The sequence below is a fragment of the Neptuniibacter caesariensis genome (assembly GCF_000153345.1).
Taxonomy (GTDB): domain Bacteria; phylum Pseudomonadota; class Gammaproteobacteria; order Pseudomonadales; family Balneatricaceae; genus Neptuniibacter; species Neptuniibacter caesariensis.
The window spans coordinates 616,170-642,142 of sequence record NZ_CH724126.1; the positions used below are offsets into that span (position 1 = coordinate 616,170).

Here is a 25,973-nt window from a genome sequence, read left to right on the forward strand (position 1 = left end):
CAGTATTAAAGGCATGACTCAGGTAGATCGCAGTGCATTGGTATTGCACACTGCAGAAGAGATGTTTGATCTTATTAATGATGTAGAGCGATATCCTGAGTTTTTGCCCTGGTGTTCCAAAACTGAGATCGTCAGTCAGACTGATGATGAGCTGGTTGCTACCCTGTATCTGTCCAAAGGCGGACTTAAATACAGTTTTACCACCCGCAACCAGCTTTCCCGCCCCCTTAAAATGACCCTGGAGCTTGAAGAGGGACCGTTTGCCTCTTTAACCGGTGTCTGGGATTTTAAGGTACTCAGCGATGAGGCCTGCAAGGTAAGCCTGAATCTGCAATTTGAGTTTTCTGGTAAAATTGCTTCACTGGCGATGAGCAAGGTGTTTAACCAGGTGGCTACGACACTGGTTGATGCCTTTGTCACTCGAGCTGATCAGATTTATGACTAAGAGCAGATTATGATTGTTGAAGTCGCGTTTGCACTGCCTACTGAGCAAAAAATTATCTCACTGAATGTGCCGGATGACTGTACTGCCTATGAGGCGGTTATTAAATCGGGCATTACGGATATATTCCCGGAGATTGATCCGGATAATGATCCGATGGGGATCTTTGCCAAGGCGATTAAGAACCCTAAAGAAACAGTGCTTAAAGAAGGTCAGAGGGTAGAGATCTACCGTCCGTTGATTGCGGACCCGAAAGAGGCAAGAGCAAAACGCGCAGCTAAGATGAAGGCTCAGAAAGAAGCTGGATAACCGCGCGTAAAGACAATAGTGGTCGTTGCTGGTTAGCTGCGACCACCACCTGGACGGAAGTCGCCGTTAAGGGCATTCAGTTTGCCATCGGTGAAGTAAAGCGAGATGCGTTCGCGCACATAGCTGCCGTCAGATCCGCTTTTCTTACTGTAAAGATAATCCCAGCGACCTTCGTGGAAAGTATCAGTGATAAGAGGGGAGCCCATAATGAAGCGAACCTGGCTTTCGGTCATGCCTGGGCGAAGCTTATCGACCATATCCTGAGTGACGACGTTACCCTGAGGAATATCGATCTTATAAACACCAGGAAAACCTGAGCAGCCTGCTAATACAAAAGAGAGGGCTGTGACGATAAGAAGTTTTTGCATCTGATTTTCGCTTCCACTATTGTGCGTAAATGCGGATAATAAAGATTCAGGCGTAAATGAACAAGTTATCTTGTTTTTTGCCTATTGAATATTAAGTAGTCACCCACAGCAAATATAGAGAACAATTATGTCACTTGAGAATCAGGAACTCAGAAAAGCGGGCCTTAAAGTTACCCTGCCACGCGTTAAAATCTATCAGATACTGGAACAAGCGGGCGAAGGCGACCACTTCAGTGCTGAAGATATCTACAAGTTGCTGATGGAAAAAGGTGAAGATGTAGGTCTGGCGACTGTTTACCGTGTACTGACTCAGTTTGAAGCCGCTGGCCTGGTGACACGTCATCACTTTGAAGGTGGTCACTCTGTATTTGAACTGGCACGTGATGAAGAGCACGATCACATCGTTTGTGTGAAAAGTGGCATCGTTAAAGAGTTTAACGATCCTCGCCTGAATGAACTGCTGAATGAGATCGCTGAGAACATGGGCTTTACTGTGACTGACCGTACGATTTATCTATACGGTGTTCACAAGGATGCTGAAGATAAGTAAGTATGCTTGCCTACCGCTTAGGTGATGACTAAAAGACCAGCATTATGCTGGTCTTTTAGTATCTGCTATATCCATGCAGTTTGTGATGATGTTTGACGCTTCACACGACCCCTAACATCTCCCGGGCATGCTCGACAGAGCGCTCAGTAATATCAATGCCTCCCAACATCCGCGCAATCTCCTGAATCCGGTTATCCTGATCGAGTTGATCAATACGCGTGTGGGTTTTGGTTTTATCGCTACGCTTGCTTACAAACAGATGTTGATGGCCCTGCGAGGCCACTTGCGGCTGGTGAGTGACACATAGAATCTGTGCAGTTTCACCCAGCTGTCGTAACAGGCGGCCAACCACTTCGGCAATCGCGCCGCCGATACCGACATCGACTTCGTCAAAAATTAAGGTGGGTGTGGTGGACGTTTGTGCGGTGATCACCTGAATAGCCAGACTGATACGGGATAGCTCGCCACCAGAGGCGATCTTTGCCAGCGGTTTAGCCGGCTGGCCCTTGTTGGTAATAATTAGGAACTCTATCTCTTCCAGCCCTGACGCCGATGGCTTTTCCAGCGTACTCAGATCAACGGAGATCTGTGCCGATGGCATGCCTAAGCTATGCAGTTGCTGATCGACCAGCTTGCTGAGCTTTTTTGCCGCCTGGGCGCGCTTTCCGCTGAGCTTGTCGGCGAGTTTGAGGAACACAGCCTGTGCAGCTTCAACATCCTCGGCTAATTGCTCGAGTTCTTCGTCTGAACGATTTAGGTTGGCGAGCTCATTACTAAGACTTTGATGAAAGTCGGCAAGTTGCTCCGGGGTAATGCGGTGTTTTCGGGCAATTTCATAGATGCTGGATAAGCGTTCTTCAACTTCCTGCTGGCGTTCTGGATTGATCTCGACACGGTCTAAATAGTGGCGAATTTCGGTACTGGCTTCTTCAACTTGGATTAGCGCTGAATTGAGCATTTCGCTGGCCTGGCGTACCGAAGGGGATTCTGACTGAATATCGGTCAGCAGGTGCAGGCAATGATTGAGTAGCTGCACACAGTTGTTATCTTCGTTATCGCTGGCCAGATTGATCATCTGGTGGCCGGTATTAAGGATCTCTCCTGCATTCGCCAGAGTCTTTTGTTCCTCTTCCAACTGCTTGAGTTCATCTGGCTGTAATCCCAACTGATCGAGTTCTTCGATCTGGTAGCTGAGTAATTGCACTCTGGCGGTTTGTTCGGCGCTTTGCTCGGATAGTTGCTTTAGTTCTTGCGCAAGTTTCTGCCAGTCATGGTAGGTTTCACGCACTTTGCTGGCGAGTTTTGCTTCACCGGCGAAGTTATCCAATAGCTCGCGGTGATGATCCTTTTTAAGTAGTCGCTGATGTTCATGCTGACCGTGGATAGCGATCAGGTGCTCACCTAAGAGTTTGACTTGCCCGGCAGGCGTGGGGCGGCCGTTGATATAGCAACGCGAGCGCCCCTCTTTGGTGATGACGCGGCGAAGGATGCACTCTCCGTCATTATCCAGGTCATTGTCGGTTAACCATTGCGCGGCTTCAGGGATCGTATCGATATTAAAGCTGGCACTAATGTCGGCCTTGTCTGCGCCGTGACGTACCGCGCCAGCTTCGGCCCTGTCACCTAGTGTCAGGCCCAAGGCATCGAGCATGATTGATTTACCCGCACCGGTCTCACCGCTGACCACGGTCATACCTTGTTTGAGTTCCAGATCGAGCTGTTCGACGATCGCAAAGTCGCGAATAGTTAACTGATTCAGCATAATAAAATACATGTGTTTTTATACAGTGTTTTCTGTATAAGCCAAATTTTGAGCAGATGCAATCTTTATCTGTTTTTAGGTTAAAAAATTCACAGAATAACTGTTGAAAGGCTCGGACTTGTCCCCATATAAGGGGCAACGTTATTTATATAGAACCCTTTCACCTCTGGAGAAAGATGATGGCAAATGAAGAACTGAACCCTGTTGATCAGCAGCAAGATGCAGAGCAAACCGTTAACCCGACTGAAGAAGTGGTAAACGAGAATGCAGAGCAGGCGGAGGAAGCTGTTGCTTCTGAAGACGCTGAGGCACAGGCTGATTCAGTCGTCGATGCCGATAAGCTGGCTCAGGATCTTGAAGCGGCTACCGCAGAAGTAGCAAACCTGAAAGACCAGATGCTGCGTATTCAGGCGGAAGCACAGAATGTTCGTCGTCGTGCGGAACAGGATGTAGAAAAAGCACATAAATTTGGCGTAGAGAAGTTTGCCAACGAGATGTTGCCAATTGTGGACAGCTTAGAACGTGCGATTGAAGCATTTGGCGATGATGAAAGTCTGAAGCCAATGCGTGAAGGTGTAGAGATGACGATGAACATGTTTGTCTCGGGCCTTGCGAAATTCGAAATGAAGCAGGTTAACCCGAAGGGTGAGATGTTTGATCCGGCTTTGCATCAGGCGATGTCTATGATTCCTGTGCCTGATACAGCGGCAAACACAGTCGTTGACGTGATGCAGAAAGGCTACACCCTGCACGGTCGTCTGGTGCGCCCTGCGATGGTTATCGTGGCAAAAGGCTAAGATTTTTTATTTTTTCGGACTTGAAACCTTATAAATCGTACTTATATAGGTTTCAAGCTGGCTGAAAAACAGCCAAACAGAATTAAACACTGTCCGTCCTTACCGGGCAGCTAGAAACAACTGGAGCAGATTCAAATGGGTAAAATCATCGGTATTGACCTGGGAACCACAAACTCATGTGTTTCCATCCTGGACGGTGACAGCGCAAAAGTAATCGAGAACGCGGAAGGCGATCGTACAACACCATCTATCATCGCTTACGCTGATGAAGGTGAAATTCTGGTAGGTCAGCCTGCTAAGCGTCAGGCGGTTACCAACCCAGATAACACTCTGTTTGCGATCAAGCGTCTGATCGGCCGTCGTTTTAAAGACGATGTTGTACAGAAAGATATCAAAATGGTGCCTTACAAAATTATCGAAGCGGACAACGGTGACGCTTGGGTAGAAGTAAAAGGCGACAAACTGGCTGCACCACAGATCTCTGCAGAAATTCTGAAGAAAATGAAGAAAACTGCGGAAGACTACCTGGGTGAAGAGATCTCTGAAGCGGTAGTTACCGTTCCTGCTTACTTCAACGATGCACAGCGTCAGGCAACTAAAGATGCTGGTAAAATTGCTGGCCTTGAAGTTAAACGTATTATCAACGAGCCAACCGCTGCTGCACTGGCATACGGTATGGACAAGTCTAAAGGCGACAAAACAATCGCTGTATACGACCTGGGTGGCGGTACTTTCGACATCTCTATCATCGAGATTGCGGAAGTCGATGGCGAACACCAGTTCGAAGTACTGTCTACAAACGGTGATACATTCCTGGGTGGTGAAGATTTCGATCTGCGTTTGATCGAGTTCCTGGCTGATGAGTTCAAGAAAGACACAGGTATCGATCTGCACAACGATCCACTAGCCCTGCAGCGTCTAAAAGAAGGTGCTGAGAAAGCTAAAGTTGAACTGTCTTCTGCACAGCAGACTGACGTGAACCTGCCATACATCACGGCAGATGCGACGGGTCCTAAGCACCTGAACGTTAAGATCACCCGTGCGAAGCTGGAATCTTTGGTAGAAGAGCTGGTTCAGCGTTCTCTGGAGCCATGTAAAATTGCTCTGCAGGATTCTGACCTGAGTGCATCTGAAATCGACGAGGTTATCCTGGTTGGTGGTCAGACTCGTATGCCAATGGTTCAGGAAAAAGTTGCTGAATTCTTCGGTAAAGAAGCACGTAAAGACGTTAACCCTGACGAAGCGGTAGCGATGGGTGCTGCAATCCAGGGTGCGGTACTGGCAGGTGATGTTAAAGACGTTCTGCTGCTTGACGTGACGCCTCTGACGCTGGGTATCGAAACGATGGGTGGCGTAGCGACGCCGGTAATCGAGAAGAACACGACTATCCCAACCAAGAAGTCTCAGATCTTCTCTACTGCAGACGACAACCAGAGCGCGGTAACTATCCACGTTGTACAGGGTGAGCGTAAGCAGGCAGCACAGAACAAATCACTGGGTCGTTTCGACCTGGCTGAGATTCCACCTGCGCCACGTGGTGTGCCTCAGATCGAAGTAACTTTCGACCTGGATGCCAACGGTATCCTGAACGTATCTGCACAGGATAAAGCGACAGGTAAGCAGCAGTCTATCGTGATCAAAGCATCTTCTGGTCTGAGCGATGATGAAATCGAGCAGATGGTAAACGATGCAGAAGCGCACGCTGAAGAAGATAAGAAGTTCGAAGAACTAACTGCAGCGCGTAACCAGGGTGATGCAATGGTTCACTCTGCTAAGAAGACGATGGAAGAAGCGGGCGATAAAGCAACTGACGAAGAGAAAGCGGCTGTTGAAGCAGCAACTGCTGAACTTGAAGAAGTGCTGAAAGGCGACGACAAAGACGCTATCGAAGCGAAAACGACTGCATTGACTGAAGCGATCTCTGGCGTTGCACAGAAGATGTACGCAGAAGCAGCGCAGCAAGCAGAAGCTGAGCAAGCTGCAGGCGGTGCTGAACAGCAGCAAGCTGGCGGTAACGATGATGCAGTAGACGCTGAGTTCGAAGAAGTTAAAGACGACAAAAAATAAGTCGCCTTATAGCTGAATCGAGCTAAACAAGCGTAGCCTCTGGAATGCGGTGAGTGTTCCAGAGGAAAGATACTCGGCACCGCGGGCTTCATGCCCGCGTTGTCGTATCCGGCACAAAGCCGAAATCAGTGTGATGACTGTATTAGTGTAGCGACTCTATTTGAGTATTGAGCATGTCGAAACGAGATTATTACGAAGTATTAGGTGTTTCCCGAGATTCATCTGATCGCGATATCAAGAAAGCTTTCCGCCGTATGGCGATGAAATATCATCCGGACCGTAACCCGGACGATAAGGAAGCAGAAGAAAGCTTCAAAGAAGTTAACGAAGCCTACGAAGTCCTGTCTGATGCGCAGAAAAAAGCCGCTTATGACCAGTATGGTCATGCCGGTGTCGATCCAAATATGCGTGGCGGCCACGGTGGTGGTTTTGAGGGTAACTTCTCGGATATTTTCGGTGATGTCTTCGGCGATATCTTCGGTGGCGGCGGTGGTCGTGGAGGTCGCAGCTCTGTGCAGCGTGGTGCCGACCTTCGTTACAACATGGAGATGACACTGGAAGAAGCGGTTCGTGGTGTTGAAAAAGAGATCCGTGTCCCAACACTTGTCGGTTGTGAAACCTGTGATGGCTCTGGTGCTAAACCAGGTACCTCAGCAAAGATCTGTGGTACTTGTGGTGGCCAGGGGCAGGTTCGTATGCAGCAGGGATTCTTCTCTGTACAGCAGACCTGCCCAACCTGTCATGGCGAAGGCAAGGTGATCTCTGACCCGTGTAATGACTGTCATGGTCATGGCCGTATAGAGAAAACCAAAACCCTTAACGTTAAGATTCCGGCGGGTGTTGATACGGGTGATCGTATCCGTTTGGCCGGTGAAGGCGAAGCAGGTACTCATGGTGGTCCTGCGGGCGATCTGTATGTTCAGGTGCATGTTAAGGATCACCCGATCTTTGAACGTGACGGTAAGCACCTGTACTGTGAAGTCCCGATCAGCTTTGTTGATGCAGCATTGGGTGGTGAACTTGAAGTTCCAACACTGGATGGTCGCGTTAAGCTGAAAGTGCCTTCTGAAACTCAGACCGGTAAGATGTTCCGTCTGCGTGGTAAGGGTATCTCACCTGTACGTGGTGGCTCGACGGGTGATCTGCTGGTTAAGGTTGTGGTGGAAACGCCGGTTAACCTGAGCAGCCGACAGAAAGAGCTGTTACGTGAGTTCCAGGATGAGATGGAGCAGGGTACGCATAAGCACAGCCCGAAAAAGCACGGCTTCTTCGATTCAGTGAAGAAGTTTTTTGAAGATATGACCTAAAGTTAAGGGGCAATCATTGTCCCTTTCTTTTCTGTAATTGGAGATGGCATGAGCCAGAATCCAGAATGCCCAACCTGGCTTTGGGATGAAATTTCTGCTGAAGCAGAGCGAGAAGTGATAGAGGAGCCTGTACTGGCTGGCTTCTACCATGCGAATATTCTTGGTCATCAGAGCTTATGTTCGGCATTAGCTTATCTGCTAAGTCGCAAGCTTTATGATGATGCTGTGCCTGCGGTAACTTTTCGATTAGTGATCGAAGAAGTATTCCGTGAAGCACCTGAGATCCTGCAGGCGGTCTGTGCAGATATTGCAGCCGTTCGCAACCGTGATCCGGCGATCGATAAATACTCGACGGTACTTCTCTACCTGAAAGGCTTCCATGCGATACAGGCGTATCGTGTGGCTCATCATATGTGGAATCAGGGCCGTAAGAGCATGGCGCTCTATATCCAGAGCCGGGTTAGCTGTGTTTTGCAGGTTGATATTCATCCTGCGGCGAAGATCGGTCAGGGGGTAATGTTCGACCACGCGACAGGTATCGTTGTAGGTGAGACCAGTGTGATTGAAAATGACGTTTCTATTCTGCAGTCGGTAACGCTCGGTGGTACCGGTAAAGAGTGCGGTGATCGTCATCCAAAAATCCGCGAAGGTGTTATGATCGCAGCGGGTGCTAAGATTTTCGGCAATATTGAGATCGGTAGCGGCGCTAAAGTTGGTGGTGGCAGTGTTGTCTTAGACGGTGTTCCAGCACATACAACGGTGGTAGGTGTGCCTGCGAGAGCGGTTGGTCATCCTCAGTGCGATAAGCCTGCACTGGATATGGATCAGAATATTCTGCACGACAAAGAAAAGTAAGGCGGAAACAGTTAATGATTAAAGTAGCAGTGACTGGCGCAGCTGGTCGTATGGGTAAAGCAAACATCGAAGCGCTTCAGATGGCTGAAGGCATTGAACTTGGGGCTGCCATTGTAGAACCCGATAGTTCACTGATCGGTGTTGATGCAGGTGAAATGGCCGGTGTGGGTAAGCTGGGTGTTTCTGTTGTCGGCTCATTGCACGAAGCTGTCGCAGATTTTGATGTACTGATCGACTTTACTGCGCCTGAAGTGACCTTGGAAAACGTACGTTTCTGCAACACCCATGGCAAGAAGATTGTTATTGGTACCACAGGCCTGACCGATGAGCAGAAAACGCATCTGGACAAGGCTGCTGAGACCAGTGCCATTGTTTTCGCACCTAATATGAGTGTCGGTGTGAACTTATGCTTTAAGCTGTTGGAAGTTGCAGCAAAAGCCTTAGGCAATGACGATTACGATATTGAAGTGATTGAAGCGCATCACCGTCACAAAGTGGATTCTCCGTCTGGTACTGCATTACGAATGGGTGAAGTGGTTGCGGATGCTTTAGGTCGTGATCTGAAAGAGTGCGCGGTATACGGTCGTGAAGGTATGACTGGTGCTCGTCCTCGTGGTGAAATTGGTTTTGAGACCATTCGTGCGGGCGATGTTGTGGGTGATCATACGGTTCTGTTTGCGACAGAAGGTGAGCGAATTGAGATTACTCACAAAGCAAGCAACCGTCTGACCTTTGCCAAAGGCGCTGTACGTGCTGCTAAATGGGTACAGGGTCAGGAAACAGGCTTGTACGATATGCAGGATATTCTTGGGCTTAAGTAAGCCTCCCCTTACTTCAGTAAAAACCGCCGTATGGCGGTTTTTTTATGTCTGTTGAACGGATCTGTTAATTTCTTGTAGGCTTTGATCTGTGACTATAGTTATCTCGGTCACTCTGGTTTAGGCTGGTATTAGGCGATGCCCTATGAGGAATTGTGATGGAAGATAAGCTGCCTGAATTTCTGTTCCGCAATGAACTGCAACGACTGTTGGATTGCCTTATTACCAAGGGGTTTAAGGTAATTGGTCCGAAAGTAGAGGATGGTGCACTGGTCTACTCGCCGCTAGAGCAAGTGGCTGAGTTACCCTTGGGCTGGAGTGATCAGCAGGCACCGGGCCGCTACCGGCTAAATCAGACAGATTCTGTTCGCTATTTTCATTGGGCAAATGGTCCCCAGGCCTTGAAGCCTCTGCTTAACCCACCGCGCAATATTCTTTGGCAAGCTAAACGCCAAGCTGATGGCTCCCTTGAATTTATTGTTCCTGACGACTCGATTTCGCCAGTAGCCGTCATTGGTGTCAAATCTTGTGATCTCTCAGCGTTAGCCCTACAGGATCAGCACTTTCTGGAGGGGGAATACCCAGACCCCGCTTATCAGGCACGGAGAAAAAGCTTGTTTCTGGTCGCTGTAAACTGCTCGACTGCAGCGTCTACCTGCTTCTGCGCTTCTACGGGTGATGGGCCAGAAGCCAGTACGGGTTTTGATATGGTGATGACGGAACTTGAGGATGGTTTCATTCTGCAGGCGGGGTCTGAAAAAGGTAGAGAGGTGATGGCAATGCTTCCTCTCACTGCGGTGTCTGAATCAATGTTGCAGCAAAAGCAGAAGCAGAAAGAAACGGTCTTTGCGGCCCAATCAAGGCAGCTGAGGACAATTGAGAAAACAGATCTGGCAGAAAAGCGAGCACACCCGTGCTGGGACGATATCGCGGAGCGCTGCCTGGCCTGTGGAAACTGCACGATGGTGTGCCCAACCTGCTTCTGCCATCACCAGACAGAGGAAGCACAGGTGAATGGGGTTGATAGCCAGCATGTTCGGGAGTGGGACAGCTGTTTTGGGGGATCCCATGGTCAACTGGCCGGTTTTCAGGTTCGGGATTCGGTAAAAAGTCGCTACCAGCAGTGGATGATCCATAAGCTGGATTTCTGGCAGGAGCAGTATGGGCGTTCTGGCTGTACTGGCTGTGGCCGTTGCATGACCTGGTGTCCGGCTGAGATAGATTTTGTTGCGGAAGCCAATCTGATTGCGCGAGGTGAGCAGGAATGAACGATCCATTCTTAACCCCTATGCCGGCAGTGGTGGAAAGTTATGTATCAGAATCCCCAAGTATATTTACCCTGAAACTCAGACTGACAAATGCTGCTGATCGTGCCGCGTACCAATTTATGCCGGGGCAGTTCAATATGCTGTATATGTTTGGCGTTGGTGAGGTGCCGATCTCGATCGTATCGGATCCGGACGATCCAACCTTAATCGAGCATACTATCCGAATTGTTGGGCGGGTTACCCAAGCCATGGCAAAACTTAAAGAGGGTGACCAGGTCGGGTTACGTGGCCCTTTTGGTCGTGGCTGGCCGATGGCGCTTGGCCGTGAAAAAGATCTGTTAATTATCACGGGTGGTTTAGGTTGTGCGCCGGTTGTCGCGGCGATTAACTATGCATTACAGCGGCGTGAGCACTATGGGAAAGTCAGTATTGTTCAGGGCGTCAAACACAGCGACGACCTTATTTGGGAAGAGCAGTATAAAGAATGGCAACAACTGCACAATGTAGAAGTGAATCTGGCCGCTGATGAATCGGGTCCGGCCTGGCCTTTTCATCAAGGCCGAATCACCGAGCTGCTGGACAAGGTTAGCGTGGATATTGCCAATAGCGTTGCACTGATCTGTGGCCCGGAAGGAATGATGGACGCCGCCGCACGACGCTTGCTCAGCCTGGGTATGCCGGGTTATTCGATCTATGTCAGCCTTGAGCGCAACATGCAGTGTGCAGTGGGTCATTGTGGTCATTGTCAGATGGGCGCTGATTTTATCTGTAAAGATGGCCCTGTGTTTGTCTATCCCGATGTCGCCGATCGATTAATGCTGGAGGGCGTTTGATATGAGCAAACCTACTCTAGCGGTGCATAAGTTCAGCTCTTGCGATGGTTGTCAGTTAGCTTTGTTAAACATGGGCGAGGCGCTGGCAGATCTCGCCCAGCATGTAGAGATTAAGCACTTTGTCGAAGCGGGCTTGGTCAACGAAGACGCAAAAGTAGATATTGCTTTGGTTGAGGGCAGTGTTGTCACCGCTAAAGATCAGCAGCGTATTCGAAGGGTACGAAGTAATAGCCGTTACCTTATTTCGATGGGGGCTTGTGCCACCTCGGGTGGTATTCAGGCCCTAAAAAACCTGGCGGATAACCCCGCTGACTGGATAGGGCAGATCTATCCTCAACCGGAGTTTATCGACAGTCTGGATCGGTCTTCGGCTATTAAGCAGTATGTCGAAGTGGACTTTGAGCTATGGGGGTGCCCGGTAAGTAGTCTTCAGGTCAGTGAAGCCGTTGCGACATTGCTGAATGGCGCTGAGCCTTTGGATAACCAGGAGAAACTTTGTATAGAGTGTAAACGAGCAGGCAAGATCTGTACTCTGGTAACAGGCGGAGAGCCTTGCCTTGGTCCTGTCACTCGTGCAGGTTGTGGGGCCTTATGCCCAGCGTTTGGGCGTGCCTGTTATGGCTGTTATGGCGGGGCTGAACTCTCCAATCAATCAGGACTTCGAAAAAGGCTGGAGGGATTGGGGCTGCCTCCTGAATCGATCCAGAAACGTATGCATCTTATCCACCCAGATCCCCAGCAACAGAATGAGAGGTGAGTGGCATGACCGAGCGAAGGATTAAGATCGATGTGCCCAGCCTTGCGCGAGTTGAGGGCGAAGGAGCCTTACACCTTAAGATAACGGAAGGGGCGCTGGATGCGCTGCAGTTTAAAATTTATGAACCGCCCCGTTTTTTTGAAAAGTTTCTTGAAGGCCGGCATTACACTGAAGTGCCGGATATTGTCGCACGTATCTGTGGGATCTGCCCTGTCGCTTATCAGGTAAGCGCGGTGAATGCGCTGGAATCATTGTTTCAGGCACCTCTAACGCCCTGGATCAAACAGATGCGGCGTTTGCTCTATTGTGGTGAGTGGATTCAAAGTCACAGCCTGCATATTCACCTGCTAGCACTTCCGGATTACTTCTCAGAGGAGAGTGTCTTGGGGCTGGCTGCGAAAGAGCCTGAAGTGGTTAAACGCGGCTTTGCCATTCAAGAAGCGGGCAATCGGCTGATCCGTTTTTTAGGTGGCCGATCGGTGCATCCGGTAGGGCTGAAAGTGGGTGGTTTCCACAGGGCCCCTTCTGCAGAGGAGGCAAAGGAATTACTCGAATTCTTGCAAGAGAGGTTACCTGAAGCCGTTGCATTGGCTGAATGGGTCGCAGGGATTAAACTGCCTGAGGATGAGCAGGAATTTGTCTCAGTTGCTTTAAGTACTGAACAGTTTGCCATAGAAGCGGGGCTGCTCAGGAACTCGCAGGGTTTGCAGATCACAGAAGATCAATACGAAGCTCACTTTACGGAGTCCCAATCACCCCACTCCACTGCGCTCTGGAGTCTTATGGACGGTCAGGATTATCTAGTGGGCCCGCTCGCTCGTCTTAATCTGAATCATGATTGTTTACCGGCTTTTCTGAAAACGCTGCTTAACAGGCTAGGTGATCCGTTCCCCAGCCGGAATATGTTTCACAGTATGTTGGCCAGAGCGATTGAGATCTGTGTGGTACTTCATGAAGCGATCAGCATTTTACAAAGCTATCAGCCTGATACACCTAGTGCTGAATTTTCAGTACGTGCAGGTGCCGGCTTTGGTTGGAGTGAAGCACCCAGAGGATTGTTATGGCACCGCTATACTGTTGATGAGCAGGGGATCATTACTGCGGCGAAAATTGTCCCGCCAACTAGTCAGAATCAGGCGCGAATTGAACGTGATCTTGAGAAATCGTTAACTGCGTTTGGCCTGGATAAAGCGGATGAACTGCTGCGTCTGCACAGTGAAAAAGTGGTTCGGAATTATGACCCCTGCATCTCCTGTGCGACACACTTTCTGAAACTGACGACGGAGCGGTGAGTTGAGTTGTGCCGTTGTGGGTCTGGGTTCCGCCCATGGAGATGATCAGTTAGGCTGGCTTTTGGTGGATATGCTGGAGACGCAGGCTGAGCGAATCAATATCAGTGCTCCAGGTGCCGAATTGTTTGCTGTTTTGCAGCAATATGAGCAAATTGTGGTCGTGGATGCTGCTGAGATTGGATTACTGCCAGGTGAGTTCCGGTTTATTGCAGAGGGTGCGGAGCTGCTTGGTTCGGCTCAGCCGCATCTGAGTAGTCATACATTGGATCTGGTGCAATACTGGTTGCTGCTTGGACAGTTAAAGATACCTGAGCCTAAGATTAGTCTGTTTCTGGTACAGCTAAAAAAATGCAATGCAATGCAGGGGCTATCGCCGGAACTTGAGCGACGGATGCAGGTGTATAAAAGTGCATTGGAACAAGTTTTAGATAATTTATTGTCCTCTGACATAATACGGAAAAACAACAGTGTATAAACTGAGCTTTTTTGTCCCTGAAGAAAATCTTGAAGCGGTCAAGCAGGCTGTCTTCGCAACCGGGGCGGGCAAGATAGGCGATTATGATAACTGCTGCTGGCAAGTGCTTGGACAGGGGCAGTTCAGGCCACTTTCAGGTAGCAATCCGCATATAGGTGAGCATGGAGTGATTGAAACCGTGCAAGAGTGGAAGGTCGAGTTAGTCTGCACTGATGAACTGATTCATCAGGCGGTTTGGGCCATGAAGCAAGCCCATCCTTATGAAGAGCCAGCTTATGATGTTTGGAAGTTAGAAAACATATAAAAGCCAGGCAAGCGATAAAGGGAAGATTACGTGACGCAGCTGTTAGTACGATACTCAAAAATACTGGAAATTGTTGGGGACATCGTCAAAGTTCATGTTCCCCTGTCGGAACAGGGTAGCTCGCCGATCTGTTTTGGCGATCTTGCCTTAATCGAAAATGAGGAGAATAGCGCACAGAGGGCCGCCCTGGCTCAGGTTATTCTCCTCGAACGGGAGGAAGTATCGCTGCAGGTTTTCAGCGGTACTAAAGGTCTTTCAACTCATTCAGTGGTGCGTTTTCTCGGGCGTTCCATGGAAGTGACATTTTCTCCGAATATTCTTGGCCGTGCTTTCTCAGGAACAGGGCGGGCGATCGATAATGGCCCCACGCTGACCGAAGAACCTAAAATTGAAATCGATGGTCCAACTGTCAATCCGGCCAGAAGGGTACTTGCTTCGCACATGATTCGTACCGATGTGCCGATGATTGATGTCTTTAACTGTCTGGTCGAGAGCCAGAAAATTCCGGTCTTTTCTGTGGCCGGAGAGCCATACAACCAGCTGCTGGCCCAGATAGGAACGCATGCTGATGCCGATGTTGTCGTATTTGGCGGGATCGGTTTGGTGTTCGATGATTACCATTTTTTCCGACAGGCTTTCGAGGAAGCCGGTGTGTTGGCCCGAACCGTGATGTTTGTTCATCAGGGATCTGACCCGACGGTGGAAGGGTTGTTGGTACCGGATATGGCTTTGGCAGTGGCAGAGCGCTTTGCTGTTGAGGAAGGCAAGCGGGTACTGGTGTTGCTGACGGACATGACTGCCTATGCCGATGCACTGAAAGAGGTCGGTATCTCAATGGAGCATGTACCTTCCAACCGTGGTTATATCGGCGATCTGTATTCGCAGTTGGCGCGGCGCTATGAAAAAGCTTGTGATTATAAAGGAGCAGGTTCGGTAACGATTCTTTCAGTTACAACCATGCCGGGTGATGATGTGACCCATCCGGTTCCTGATAACACGGGCTATATCACCGAGGGGCAGTTTTATCTGCATGACGGGGTCATCGACCCATTCGGTTCCCTTTCCCGTTTGAAGCAGCATGTTATTGGCAAAGTGACTCGTGAAGACCATAGTCAGATTATGAACACTATGGTGCGCTTCTATGCCGAATCGCAGGATGCTGCTCAGAAACAGGCGATGTCATTTGAATTAAGTGAGTACGATGAGCGATTGCTGAGGTTTGGTAGCTTATTCCGTGAGCGGTTTATGAATATCCGGGTAACCATGCCTTTGGAAGAGGCGTTAGATCTCTGCTGGGAAACGCTGGCTGCTTGCTTTGAACCTCACGAGTTACTTATGAAACAAGCGCTTGTGGATAAGTATTTCCCAACAGATATTAATACGTTATCTGGTGTTGGACAGAGCGAGGGTTGATTCTGTGGCGAAGCTGGCACTGAATAAAACCACCCTTAATCGTGAAGGGCGCAAACTAAAATCTTTTCGTCAGTTTGTGCCTGCGTTAGATCTGAAGCGAAAGCAGTTACTCTCGGCCCGTCAGGAAACACGAAAGAGTTTGGAGCAGACTGAGCAGCTATTGGCTGATCTGCAGCAAGAGGTTGCTGATCAGTTGCCTATGTTGGCTAATTCCGATGTTGAACTTGCTTCACTATTACAGATTAGAACCTGTGATGTAGGGTACATCAATCTGGTGGGGTTGGAGCTACCCGAACTGCGCCAGTTTGAGGTTGAATTAGCCCAGTATTCACGTTTGCTCTATCCCCACTGGGTTGATGTATTGCTTGATCTTCAGCAACGGGCGCTTAAAGCTGAAATTGAGATTCAGATTTACCGGCAGCGCCTGGCGTTGTTGGAAGAGGGCTTGCAAAAGACCACTCAGCGCCTGAATTTGTTCGATAAAGTACTTATCCCGCAGGCTCGCGCCAACATTCGCAAGATACAGATCGCCTTGTCTGACGCGGAAAGAGCAGGAGTGGTTCGGGCTAAAATTGCCAAGAATAAGCGCGCTAAACTGGCTGCTGTGCAGCTTCGGCGAGGTACTTTATGAGTATCTGTGCTTTACAAAAAGCCACGTTGGTTGGTTTGACGGAAGAGAAAGCCATCATTCTCGATCAGTTGCAGGCACTGGGTGTGATGCACATTATCCCCCTCTCGGCCCCTAAAACGACGGCTACCCCGGTTGAACACTTAGCGCAGGGGGTAAGTCCGGAGCAGTTACATGGTGGGTTGCATTATCTTTTAAGCTGCAAGCAGAAGCGAAAACAGGTGCTGAGTGAAAGGCATTTTGATCTGCCTGCGGTGGTTGATGCTGTAGAAATTAATCGTACAAAACGGCTGACACTGGTTGAACGGCATGATTTTCTGCAGAAAAGGATTAAAGATCTGCAGCCTTGGGGAAGCTTTGTTCTTCCGGCTGAAGAAGATCTTTATGGTCAGCGTTTGTGGTTCTATCTGGTGCCGAACTACAAAATGAAGGAGGTTGAATGTACCTCACTTCCCTGGCAGCTAGTCCACCGCGATAACCGGCATAGTTATGTTGCCGTTATTTCAAAGCATGAGCCTGAACTCAATGAAATGCCGGTAGTAAGAACCCATACGGGCTCGGTTCCTTTACTCGATCTGAAAAGCGAACTGGAAGATATTGAAGTTGAACTGGAGACTGTCGAAGCGGAGCGGGAAGCGTTAACGCGCTGGATCTATCTGCTGCAGCGCTCGATTGCAGGGACCGAGGATCATGCACAGCTTGCTGAAGTGTCTGACCAAACATTAGACCGAGAGCAAATCTTTGCGGTGCAGGGCTGGTTTCCTGAGGAGCGTAAGGGCGAGCTTGAGGCCTTTGCCGATAGCTGTGGCCTGGTATTGCTCATTGAGCAGCCTGATGAGGACGAAGTGCCTCCCACGTTGTTGGAAAACCCTACAGCGCTGGCTGGAGGGGAAGAGGTTGTGCAGTTTTTCCAGATGCCGGGCTATCGCAGCTGGGACCCTTCGAGAGTGGTGTTCTTCTCTTTTGTTTCCTTCTTTGCCCTGATTATGTCGGATGCCGGCTACTCATTATTGCTGGGAGTCATTTTGATTTTCTATTGGCAGAGTATGGGCCAATCGGCGACAGGCTTAAGATTAAGAGCGATGGGCGCTGCATTGGCGGGAGCCGGTTTCATATGGGGCGTGCTGGTGGGGAGTTATTTTGGTGCCCAGGCTCCCTTTGCCTGGTTAGCTGGCTTTAAACTTCTGGATCTGAATGATTTCGATAGCATGATGCTGTTGTCGATCAGTATTGGCGCACTGCATCTGGTATTAGGCAATTTAATGATGGCCTGGGTCAGGCGTAAATCGGTTCAGGCGTTAAGTTCAGTGGGTTGGGCTCTCGCAGTTTTTACAGCGCTGATCGGCTGGGTCCAGGGATTTCATTGGCTGCATTGGCTGTTTATTGCGATTGGGCTTTGTCTGGTGTTGCTGTTCTCTTCTGCGCAGCGCGGCTGGGGATTAAAAAGATTTCTGGATGGTTTGTTGGCCCTGACCGGTATCACCAAACTGTTTGGCGATGTGCTCAGCTACCTGCGTTTGTTCGCGCTGGGGCTGGCAAGTGCGTCACTCGCGATGACTTTCAATCAGCTTGCGGTGGATGTGGCTGCGGCACTACCGGCAATCGGCCTGTTGTTTAAGGTGCTGATCCTGTTGGTTGGGCATCTTCTGAATTTTGTGCTTACCGTGATCAGTGGTGTGATCCATGGATTGCGTCTTAATCTAATCGAATTCTATAACTGGAGTCTGGCGGATGAGGGCTATGCCTTTCAACCGTTTGCTAAACGGGAGGTTTCACCTTGGATAACCTGATCATGGCCCTGGGATGGGCTGGTTTATATGGTCCTATGGCACTGGGGGCAATTGGCAGTATGATCGGCTGTGCTCAAGCAGGTCAGGCAGCTTGCGGTGCTCTGCTGGAAACCGAAACAGGCCATGGGCGTTATATCGGGATAGCTGCGATGCCTTCGTCGCAGTCGATCTACGGCATTGTGGTGATGTTTGCTTTAAACCGGGAAATTACGCCAGAGAATGCGCCGGGTTTGGCAGCCATCGGCTTGCTATGCGGTTTGGCTCTTCTGTTTAGTGCCGCCTGGCAAGGACGCTGCTGTGCATCAGCTATCAACGTCTCAAAAATCCGTCCTGAAATTTTTGGTATGTCATTGGCGCCGGCGGCTATTGTTGAGGGGTTTGCTGTGTTTGCGTTTATCTTTGCCTTGGTGATTAGTGCGGGTGTGCCTGCTTAGGAGGGCGTATGAGTGATCAACATAAAACCCATGCTTCTTCTGGGGTAGAAGCGCTGATAGACAAGCTACGTCAGCAGGGCGTTGAAAAGGGGCAGCAGGAAGCCTCTCGCCTGATTGAGGAAGCTGAACATCGCGCTGACTGGCTTCTTTCGCAAGCCAAGCAGGAGGCTGAGCAGTTGGTGGCAAAAGCGCAGAAGGAAGCGGCACAACTGAAACAGGCGGGGGAGGATGCCCTGCGAATTGCCGCTCGTGACATGCACCTTGAAGTACGCGAAACCCTCTCTCACTCGTTTACCGATCAGGTGGAACGTCTGGTCGCAGCGCAGATGGATAATCAGGGCTTTATGCGTGATCTGATCATGGCATTGGTCGCTAAAGCTAATCATGATCACGGTATCAGCCACGCGCAGCAGATTGAGGTCTTACTTCCTGATGATTTCATCGGTCTGGATGAGCTGCGCCGCAACCCGAAAGAGTATCGTGAGGGTAAGCTGAGTCAGTTTGTACAATCCCTGGCTGCTGAGCAGATGCGTGATGGTGTTAACTTTGAGCTCCACAACGGTAAAGGAATACGGGTGCGGTTGAGTGGTGAAGAGGTGGAAGTGGATCTGAGTAGTGAAGCGGTCTCGAAATTACTGCTTAAGCACCTCCAGCCGCGTTTTCGCGCGATTATTGAAGGGGTGATTCGCTAGTGTCGGATTACTATACGCTGATCACCGCGCTGCCCTGGTTGCCAGAACTGGAGCAATGCAAGCAGCTGCCGCTGTCCCGGATTGCCCTGGACCGCCGCTTAAGCATGTTGTCTGATCAGGATAGTGAGCAACTGATGCGCCTGGAGGGTTTATATCATCCGAGCCAAAAAGCGCTGCTTGATATGACCGATAAGGCTTTGGTGCTTGAGTGGCAGAACGGAGTGAATGCGGTTAACTCGCCGGTATTGGCAGAGAAGGTGCATTTCCATATGGAGGTCAGAACTCTGCTTGCTGCTTTCAGGAGTCGCGCCGCAGGTATGGATAACCCCGCTCTGTTTTTTGGATTAGGGCGCTGGGTGGCTCATATTAGAAAACATTGGTTTGAGCCTGGCTTTTCTCTGGAAGGGCTGTGCCCATATCTGCCTGAAATAAAGCGACTGCTAGATAAAGGCAGGTCTTTAGAATTAGACGCTAAGCTGGATCAGTTACTTTGGCAGGACCTGGTCCGAACCGAGCATGAGTATAACTTTCAGTTTGAAGCGGTGGTTTGCTTCGTTTTACGTTGGGGAATTGCTGAACGTCGGCTGCAGCAGGATGGTGCTCTCGCATTAAGGCAATTTAATCAAACGACATCCAGGCTATTGGCAAAATCAGGTCTGGACATCCAGTTACAGGGGAATGGTTAGTGGATCAGAAAAGTACTGCTCAGGTTGTTGCCGTTAGGGATGATATTGTCACTATCGAGTTGCTGAAAGATGCTGCAGGCAGCTTTTACCCTATTCTGAAAAACGAAGTTGTCTACATCTGCCCGAAGCGTCTGGGGGGGGATGACCGGCAAGAATATCTGCAGGCGGAAGTGCTTCGTGTACGGCATGGCGAAGCCGACGTACAGGTATTTGAAAATACCCGTGGCGTCGCGGTGGGTGATGGTGTGCTGCAAAGTGGTCATATGCTTTCCGTTTCGCTGGGACCTGGCCTATTAGGTCAGGTCTATGACGGTTTACAGAATCCCCTCGAGCTGATTGCTTCTCAGCATGGCTTTTTCTTGCCACGCGGTTTGGAAGTCGATGGTGTGGATCAACAACAGCATTGGTCATTTCAGCCGGTTGTTAAAGTGGGAGATATCGTACGTGCCGGCGATGTCATCGGATGTGTTCAGGAGGGCCGATTTAAGCATCGGATTATGGCGCCTTTTGGTCTGATCGGGGACGCGGAAATCAGCTGGATTCAGGAAGGTTCATTTACTATTGCGACGCCGGTGGCTCGTATTCGGACGCAAAATGGTGAAGAGCAAGAAGTTTCCATGCAACAGCGGTGGCCTGTAAGGATTCCAGTAAGTGAGCCTTTACTTAAGGAAGGCTTGAGTCAGCGACTTTATCCGGACGAGCCGTTGCTAACCTCCATACGTCTGATCGATACTTTCTTCCCTGTAGCAAGGGGCGGTACCGCTTGTATTCCTGGACCTTTTGGCGCAGGGAAAACCGTACTTCAGAGTCTGATCTCGCGCTTTTCCGATGTCGACATCGTAGTGATTGTTGCTTGCGGAGAGCGAGCGGGTGAGGTTGTGGAAACCATTACAGAATTCCCCAATATGCCGGACCCGAAAGGGGGAACGCTGATGGATCGCACAGTTATTATCTGTAATACTTCCTCTATGCCGGTCGCAGCCAGGGAAGCGTCTATTTACACCGGGATCACCATCTCGGAGTACTATCGGCAGATGGGCTATAACGTGCTGGTAATTGCTGACTCAACCTCGCGTTGGGCGCAGGCGATGCGAGAAACATCGGGGCGGTTAGAGGAGATCCCTGGTGAGGAAGCGTTTCCTGCTTACCTTGATTCCGCTGTACGAGCGCTTTATGAACGGGCAGGGTTAATTCAGAACAACGCCGGTGATCAGGGCAGTCTGACACTCATCGGTACGGTTTCACCAGCAGGGGGCAACTTTGAGGAACCTGTTACACAATCGACCCTGCGTACGGTAAAGACATTTTTGGGGTTAAGCGCGGAGCGTGCCTATAAACGTGCATATCCTGCAGTAGACCCCCTGATATCCTGGTCGCGGTATCTTGATCAGTTGTCTGGCTGGTATGCGGAGAATCTGGGTGATGAATGGGTGGCTCAGGTAAAGGAGATGCAGCAGTTACTTATTCAGGGAGAAGCGGTTCAACAGATGATGCAGGTGACTGGCGAGGAGGGAGTCACCTTGAAAGACTATATTCTCTATCACAAATCGATCTGCCTGGATCAGGTTTACCTTCAGCAGGATGCTTTTGATGATGTGGATATCTCGGTCCCGATCGAACGGCAACAAGCTATTTTTGAGATGTTACGTGGATGTTTAATGAATGATCAGGAATTCACGGATAAACAACAGGTTAGAGATCACTTTGTTAAGCTTACTGGCTTGTTTAGGAACCTAAATTACAGCCGTAGTGATAGTCCGGATTACCGGCGCTACCATGAAGAAATAATAGCGTTGAACGACTATAGTTAATTAGAGATTGATCTGGGTCATTTTTATTGACCGGTCATCTGGTCTGTTGGGCTTTTTTTCTGGTAGAGTCGGGAGTTGGCTCCGTTGTAGCTGAAGCGGCGGTTAATGCACAATCAGGATGTATGTGCACGGTTTGGGAATTCAAGGCCGAGCTTCCCTTCTTAAGAAACGTTGAAACAATCTATGGCACAGATGAATGTTACTGCGCTGCCGCGCTACTTGTTACTGGGAACAGTAGCAATTACTGTGCTATTGCTCGCCTCCGTTGCCGCTCACTTTCTTTATAAAAATCAAACCGATAATGAAAACCGTCTTGCTGCTCTTGAAGAAGAGTTTATGGAGCGTGGACGTGAGCAGCTCAGCAAAGAAACGCAAAGCGCTAAAGATTACATCGGTTATATGGTCTCTCAGGCAGAGACGGTGCTGAAAGAAAAGTCAAAAGATGAAGTTCTTAAGGCGCATGTCATAGCAACAACCCTATACGAGCGTGAGAAAGACCGCCGTCCCCTCTCGGAAATTAAAACGCTGGTAACCGAAGCGCTTAGGGATATTCGATTCTTTAATGGCCGCGGTTATATCTTTATTGATGATTTTGAAGGTCTCTGCATTCTGCTGCCAACTGCGCCGCATGTTGAAGGGCGCTCCCTGTATGATAATCAGGATGATACGGGTCATTACATCATGCGTGGCCTTTTAGAGGCGGTTGAAAACCCGCAGCGAGAAGGTTATTCCCGTTATCGTTGGTACCCCCCGCATGACCAGAAAAATATGGCGGACAAAATCGCCTTTGTGAAAGCGTTCGAGCCTTTTGAGTGGGTTATTGGTGCCGGTGATTATCTGTATCAGATTGAAAACGATCTGAAAGCTCAGGCCCTGAAACGTTTAGAAGCTATTCGGTTTGGGGAACATGGCTATATCGCGGTGTTTGATTCAGAGGGTAAGTTATTGTCCTCTGCGGGTATTACATCGCAAAAAGAGCAGTCGCTGAGCCCTCAGTACCTCAAACAGGAAGAGCGGATTCTGGAAAAAATTCATAATAAAGCCCGATCTGGCGGTGGTTTTATTGAGTACGAATGGTTTCTGCCAAATGGTGATGGGCCCTATCGAAAAGTGTCATTGGTCGATCGTGTGCCTGGCCTTGATTGGGTTCTGGTTGCCGGCTTTTATCCGGAGGATATCCGCGAGTTAGTTCAAAAGCAGAAAAATCTGTTGCAAGTGACCCATCAGGAAGATCAGGTGCAGATCTATATATTTCTGCTCTTGGCGACAATTTTTAGCTTAGGCTTTTCGCTGCTGTTTTCCGGCTGGTTGAATCGTAAGTTCACGGAATACCATAGGGAAATTGAATCTAAACAAAGAGCATTGAGTCTGGCTTCACAAGTGTTTGATAATGCCAGTGAAGGCATCATGGTAACGGGTTCCGATAATCGTCTACTGACCGTAAACGATGCGTTTGTTGATATCACGGGTTACAGTGCAGATGAAGTTGTTGGCAAGAATCCAAAATTTCTGCAGTCCGGGCGCCATGATGAAACTTTCTATCGCAGTATGTGGCAGATGATTAATACCTCCGGTTACTGGCGTGGTGAGATTTGGAACCGCCGGAAAAATGGCGAGGTGTTCCCGCAATGGCTGTCGATTCAGGCAGTGACTGATTCTGCTGGGATGGCGCGTAATTATATTGCTTCGATCACCGATTTGACGGAACGAAAGCAAGTAGAAGAAAAGCTGCGTTACCTGTCTGACTTTGATCCGCTGACTAATTTGCCTAACCGAAGGCTGCTGGGCTATCGGGTAGACCAGACGTTATCTCTGAGTCGCAGGCAGCCTGATCAACAATTTGCATTGTTGTATATCGATCTGGACCACTTCAAGAATATCAACGACAGTCTGGGTCATCGTTTTGGTGACGAGATTTTGCAGAAAGTCGCCAAGCGTATTACTGAGTTAGTTCGTGAAGGTGACACAGTAAGCCGCCTGGGTGGTGATGAATTCATGATCCTTATGCCTGAGCTACATAAGCTTGAGCAGGCAGCTAATCTGGCCGAGCGAATTCTGCACAATATTGCCCAACCGCTGGAAAATGATAGTCACCTAATGATTACCCCAAGTGTGGGTATAGCGGTTTATCCAAATGATGGGGATTCATTTGATAAGTTGCTGCGTAATGCCGATGCAGCCGTGCATTTTGCTAAACGTCAGGGGCGCAATAACTACCAGTTTTATACCGCGGAAATGAATCAGCGTGCATCTGAACGATTGCAGGTTGAAATATCCTTACGTAAAGCAGTTGAAAACCAAGAGTTTGAGCTTTTCTATCAGCCGCAGTTGAATCTCCGTGATGGCTCTCTTGCAGGTGTTGAGGCCTTGATTCGATGGCGTCATCCGAATGAGGGTTTGGTACCACCAAACCGATTTATACCACTGGCGGAAGAGACCGGCTTGATTCTGCAGATAGGCAGCTGGGTGTTAGTTGAGGCCTGCCGACAGGGGGCTGAGTGGGCGGCAAAATCTACAGAACCTTTCACAATGTCTGTGAATGTTTCTGTGCGTCAGTTCCGTCCCGAATTGGTTGAAGAGGTCCGTTCAGCGCTTTTGACCTCCGGATTAAGTCCAAAATCTTTAGTGATCGAAATTACCGAAAGTACCTTGATGCAGGATGAGGAGAAAACCCTGACTCTTCTGCACGAGCTTAAGGAGCTGGGCGTTCAACTGTCTCTGGATGATTTCGGCACCGGTTATTCAAGTATGGCTTATCTGAAGCGCTTCAATCTGGATCAGTTAAAAATTGACCGCGCCTTTATTAGTGATCTGCCACAAAACCCGGATGATGCGGCTATCACATCGGCGATTATCGATGTGGCGAGCCACTTTGGTTTGGTCACTGTGGCTGAAGGGATTGAGAAGCCGGAACAGGCTGAGTTTCTGGCTTCGGTCGGATGTATCGAGGGGCAGGGCTATTACTATGAAAAGCCAATTCCTGCGAATGATCTGACCGAACGATATTTTGCCGACTAACGTGAGCTTTTAAAGCGCTGTTAATTTCCCCGAAGAGTGATGCTTCTGAGTGGGAAATGATCTTCTTTCCTGTCGGCAAAATAATAGGTAAGTGCATTCCTGATGGTAGTGAATGCTAATTCTTCCCAAGGGATATCTTTCTCGCTAAAAAGCCTGACCTCTAGTGATTCAGCGCTGGCTGAATATTCTGCTACAGGCATAGTGGCCAGATAGATTAGCTGCACCTGATTAACATGAACAATGGAGGTTTGTGTGTACAGGTGGCTGATTTCAACTTTGGCATTCGCTTCTTCAAACGTCTCCCTGAGAGCGCCTTCTTCAGTACTTTCTCCGTTCTCCATAAAACCCGCAGGAAGTGTCCAATAACCTTTCCGTGGCTCAATTGCACGTTTGCACAATAGTACTTTGTCTTCAAAGACAGGTAGGCAGCCGGTTACAATTTTCGGATTCTGATAATGGATCATTCCGCATTGGCTGCAGACATGGCGTGGCAGGTTGTCACCCGCTGGGATTGTCAAATCGAGTGGGCCTGCACAGTTAGAACAGAACTTCATATCACACTTCCTATAGTCATGCTTTATTCTATCCTGAGCAGCTAGAGGAAAACAAAACAAGCTGCGGGGTTAATTTATAGGGCCGCTTCAGAGTAATATTATTATGGTTAAGCAATAAGAAGAACGGTTTATGCTCAAAAAGATACGCGATCGATTAAAAGATTTTCAACCCAGAAGCTTCCCAAGTAATCAGCCCAAAGCCGGGGTGCTTATTGCTTTGACTGATCATGATGATCCTCGCGTGATCTTAACCAAAAGGGCCTCTCACCTATCAACCCATAGTGGTGAGATCGCCTTTCCAGGCGGCAAACATGATGATACAGACCCTGATCTACTGTTCACCGCATTGCGGGAAGCGCATGAAGAAGTGGGTCTGCAGCCTGATTCGGTGGAGGTGGTCGGTCCATTAGGACAAGTGATATCAAAACATGGTCTACAGGTGACGCCCTGGGTTGGGATTATCTCTTCAGAGTTAGAGCTGGTAGCTAACCCTGGTGAGCTGGATGAGGTATTTGAGGTGCCGCTAAGCTTTTTTCTGGCGGATCAGCGATATGCGACGGATGAGATCCGCTTTAAGGGTAAAAACCTCTATGTGCCAGCCTGGGAGTATCAGGGGCATGTGATTTGGGGGCTAACGGCTTATATGTTGGTGGAGCTTCTCAATGAAGGGTGCGATGCCAGGATTCCGATGAAGCCTCGACCTGAGCATAAGGTACGCCGTTTTTCGAATGACTCTTGAGGGG

At 49.3% G+C, this 25,973-nt stretch carries 26 protein-coding genes; 23 read left to right on the plus strand and 3 right to left on the minus strand.

Annotated features, from left to right (window positions below; all coding sequences use genetic code 11):
• Positions 1–13 precede the first annotated feature (13 nt).
• Together MED92_RS12565 and MED92_RS12570 are read left to right on the plus strand one after the other, a co-directional pair.
• On the plus strand, positions 14–445 hold the full coding sequence (locus tag MED92_RS12565) for a type II toxin-antitoxin system RatA family toxin (protein WP_007021929.1): 432 nt from the start codon (positions 14–16) through the stop codon (positions 443–445).
• A gap of 9 nt (positions 446–454) precedes the next feature.
• Positions 455–751 carry an RnfH family protein gene (locus MED92_RS12570; protein WP_007021930.1) on the plus strand — a complete coding sequence of 99 codons (297 nt, stop codon included), beginning with the start codon at positions 455–457 and terminating at the stop codon, positions 749–751.
• Positions 752–783: 32 nt separating this feature from the next.
• Here the strand turns inward: MED92_RS12570 and MED92_RS12575 are convergent, their stop codons facing one another.
• Positions 784–1,119 (minus strand): outer membrane protein assembly factor BamE, encoded by a 336-nt coding sequence (locus tag MED92_RS12575; RefSeq protein ID WP_007021931.1) that lies wholly within the window; start codon positions 1,117–1,119, stop codon positions 784–786.
• Between the two features lie 127 nt (positions 1,120–1,246).
• Here MED92_RS12575 and fur point away from each other — a divergent pair, with 127 nt between their 5' ends.
• Complete coding sequence (gene fur, locus MED92_RS12580) at positions 1,247–1,669, plus strand: ferric iron uptake transcriptional regulator (RefSeq protein WP_007021932.1); 423 nt, start codon at positions 1,247–1,249, stop codon at positions 1,667–1,669.
• Between the two features lie 100 nt (positions 1,670–1,769).
• Here fur and recN read toward each other — a convergent pair whose 3' ends face one another.
• Entirely contained in the window at positions 1,770–3,431 is a 1,662-nt protein-coding gene (recN, locus tag MED92_RS12585; RefSeq protein WP_007021933.1) for a DNA repair protein RecN, read from the minus strand.
• Positions 3,432–3,610: 179 nt separating this feature from the next.
• Between recN and grpE the strand changes: the two genes are divergently transcribed.
• From grpE to MED92_RS12680, 19 genes are all read left to right on the plus strand, one after another.
• Complete coding sequence (gene grpE, locus MED92_RS12590) at positions 3,611–4,228, plus strand: nucleotide exchange factor GrpE (RefSeq protein WP_007021934.1); 618 nt, start codon at positions 3,611–3,613, stop codon at positions 4,226–4,228.
• 135 nt (positions 4,229–4,363) lie between these two features.
• On the plus strand, positions 4,364–6,295 hold the full coding sequence (gene dnaK, locus MED92_RS12595; protein ID WP_007021935.1) for a molecular chaperone DnaK: 1,932 nt from the start codon (positions 4,364–4,366) through the stop codon (positions 6,293–6,295).
• A 173-nt stretch (positions 6,296–6,468) separates the two neighbouring features.
• The gene (gene dnaJ, locus MED92_RS12600) at positions 6,469–7,602 is read left to right on the plus strand and encodes a molecular chaperone DnaJ (protein ID WP_007021936.1); all 1,134 of its coding nucleotides are present in this window, start codon (positions 6,469–6,471) and stop codon (positions 7,600–7,602) included.
• A gap of 48 nt (positions 7,603–7,650) precedes the next feature.
• Positions 7,651–8,457: a serine O-acetyltransferase gene (cysE, locus tag MED92_RS12605; RefSeq protein ID WP_007021937.1), complete on the plus strand. Its 807-nt coding sequence runs from the start codon at positions 7,651–7,653 to the stop codon at positions 8,455–8,457.
• A 14-nt stretch (positions 8,458–8,471) separates the two neighbouring features.
• On the plus strand, positions 8,472–9,278 hold the full coding sequence (gene dapB / locus MED92_RS12610) for a 4-hydroxy-tetrahydrodipicolinate reductase (protein ID WP_007021938.1): 807 nt from the start codon (positions 8,472–8,474) through the stop codon (positions 9,276–9,278).
• Between the two features lie 155 nt (positions 9,279–9,433).
• Complete coding sequence (locus tag MED92_RS12615; protein ID WP_007021939.1) at positions 9,434–10,543, plus strand: 4Fe-4S dicluster domain-containing protein; 1,110 nt, start codon at positions 9,434–9,436, stop codon at positions 10,541–10,543.
• Complete coding sequence (locus MED92_RS12620; protein WP_007021940.1) at positions 10,540–11,376, plus strand: FAD/NAD(P)-binding protein; 837 nt, start codon at positions 10,540–10,542, stop codon at positions 11,374–11,376. The genes MED92_RS12615 and MED92_RS12620 overlap by 4 nt, the downstream gene beginning before the upstream one ends.
• Before the next feature lies 1 nt (position 11,377).
• Entirely contained in the window at positions 11,378–12,133 is a 756-nt protein-coding gene (locus MED92_RS12625) for an NADH-quinone oxidoreductase subunit B family protein (protein WP_007021941.1), read from the plus strand.
• A 5-nt stretch (positions 12,134–12,138) separates the two neighbouring features.
• Complete coding sequence (locus MED92_RS12630) at positions 12,139–13,425, plus strand: Ni/Fe hydrogenase subunit alpha (RefSeq protein WP_007021942.1); 1,287 nt, start codon at positions 12,139–12,141, stop codon at positions 13,423–13,425.
• A 1-nt stretch (position 13,426) separates the two neighbouring features.
• Positions 13,427–13,900 carry a hydrogenase maturation protease gene (locus tag MED92_RS12635; RefSeq protein WP_007021943.1) on the plus strand — a complete coding sequence of 158 codons (474 nt, stop codon included), beginning with the start codon at positions 13,427–13,429 and terminating at the stop codon, positions 13,898–13,900.
• Positions 13,893–14,204, plus strand: a complete 312-nt coding sequence (locus MED92_RS12640; RefSeq protein ID WP_007021944.1) for a YqfO family protein — start codon at positions 13,893–13,895, stop codon at positions 14,202–14,204. Before MED92_RS12635 ends, MED92_RS12640 begins: the two co-directional genes overlap by 8 nt.
• A gap of 30 nt (positions 14,205–14,234) precedes the next feature.
• Positions 14,235–15,617 (plus strand): V-type ATP synthase subunit B, encoded by a 1,383-nt coding sequence (locus tag MED92_RS12645; RefSeq protein WP_007021945.1) that lies wholly within the window; start codon positions 14,235–14,237, stop codon positions 15,615–15,617.
• 4 nt (positions 15,618–15,621) lie between these two features.
• The gene (locus tag MED92_RS12650; protein WP_007021946.1) at positions 15,622–16,248 is read left to right on the plus strand and encodes a V-type ATP synthase subunit D; all 627 of its coding nucleotides are present in this window, start codon (positions 15,622–15,624) and stop codon (positions 16,246–16,248) included.
• Positions 16,245–18,035 carry a V-type ATP synthase subunit I gene (locus MED92_RS12655; protein ID WP_007021947.1) on the plus strand — a complete coding sequence of 597 codons (1,791 nt, stop codon included), beginning with the start codon at positions 16,245–16,247 and terminating at the stop codon, positions 18,033–18,035. Before MED92_RS12650 ends, MED92_RS12655 begins: the two co-directional genes overlap by 4 nt.
• Positions 18,023–18,469: an ATP synthase subunit C gene (locus tag MED92_RS12660; RefSeq protein ID WP_040662675.1), complete on the plus strand. Its 447-nt coding sequence runs from the start codon at positions 18,023–18,025 to the stop codon at positions 18,467–18,469. Before MED92_RS12655 ends, MED92_RS12660 begins: the two co-directional genes overlap by 13 nt.
• 8 nt (positions 18,470–18,477) lie before the next feature.
• Entirely contained in the window at positions 18,478–19,161 is a 684-nt protein-coding gene (locus MED92_RS12665) for a hypothetical protein (protein ID WP_007021949.1), read from the plus strand.
• A complete protein-coding gene (locus MED92_RS12670; protein ID WP_007021950.1) occupies positions 19,161–19,847 on the plus strand; it encodes a DUF2764 family protein in 687 nt (228 codons plus the stop codon). The genes MED92_RS12665 and MED92_RS12670 overlap by 1 nt, the downstream gene beginning before the upstream one ends.
• The gene (locus MED92_RS12675) at positions 19,847–21,658 is read left to right on the plus strand and encodes a V-type ATP synthase subunit A (protein ID WP_007021951.1); all 1,812 of its coding nucleotides are present in this window, start codon (positions 19,847–19,849) and stop codon (positions 21,656–21,658) included. The genes MED92_RS12670 and MED92_RS12675 overlap by 1 nt, the downstream gene beginning before the upstream one ends.
• 183 nt (positions 21,659–21,841) lie before the next feature.
• Positions 21,842–24,676: a bifunctional diguanylate cyclase/phosphodiesterase gene (locus MED92_RS12680; RefSeq protein WP_007021952.1), complete on the plus strand. Its 2,835-nt coding sequence runs from the start codon at positions 21,842–21,844 to the stop codon at positions 24,674–24,676.
• Between the two features lie 20 nt (positions 24,677–24,696).
• On the opposite strand, the gene MED92_RS12685 is transcribed toward MED92_RS12680, so the two are convergent.
• Positions 24,697–25,230: an NUDIX hydrolase gene (locus tag MED92_RS12685; RefSeq protein WP_007021953.1), complete on the minus strand. Its 534-nt coding sequence runs from the start codon at positions 25,228–25,230 to the stop codon at positions 24,697–24,699.
• 130 nt (positions 25,231–25,360) lie between these two features.
• Between MED92_RS12685 and MED92_RS12690 the strand changes: the two genes are divergently transcribed.
• Complete coding sequence (locus tag MED92_RS12690) at positions 25,361–25,969, plus strand: CoA pyrophosphatase (RefSeq protein WP_007021954.1); 609 nt, start codon at positions 25,361–25,363, stop codon at positions 25,967–25,969.
• Positions 25,970–25,973: the final 4 nt, after the last annotated feature.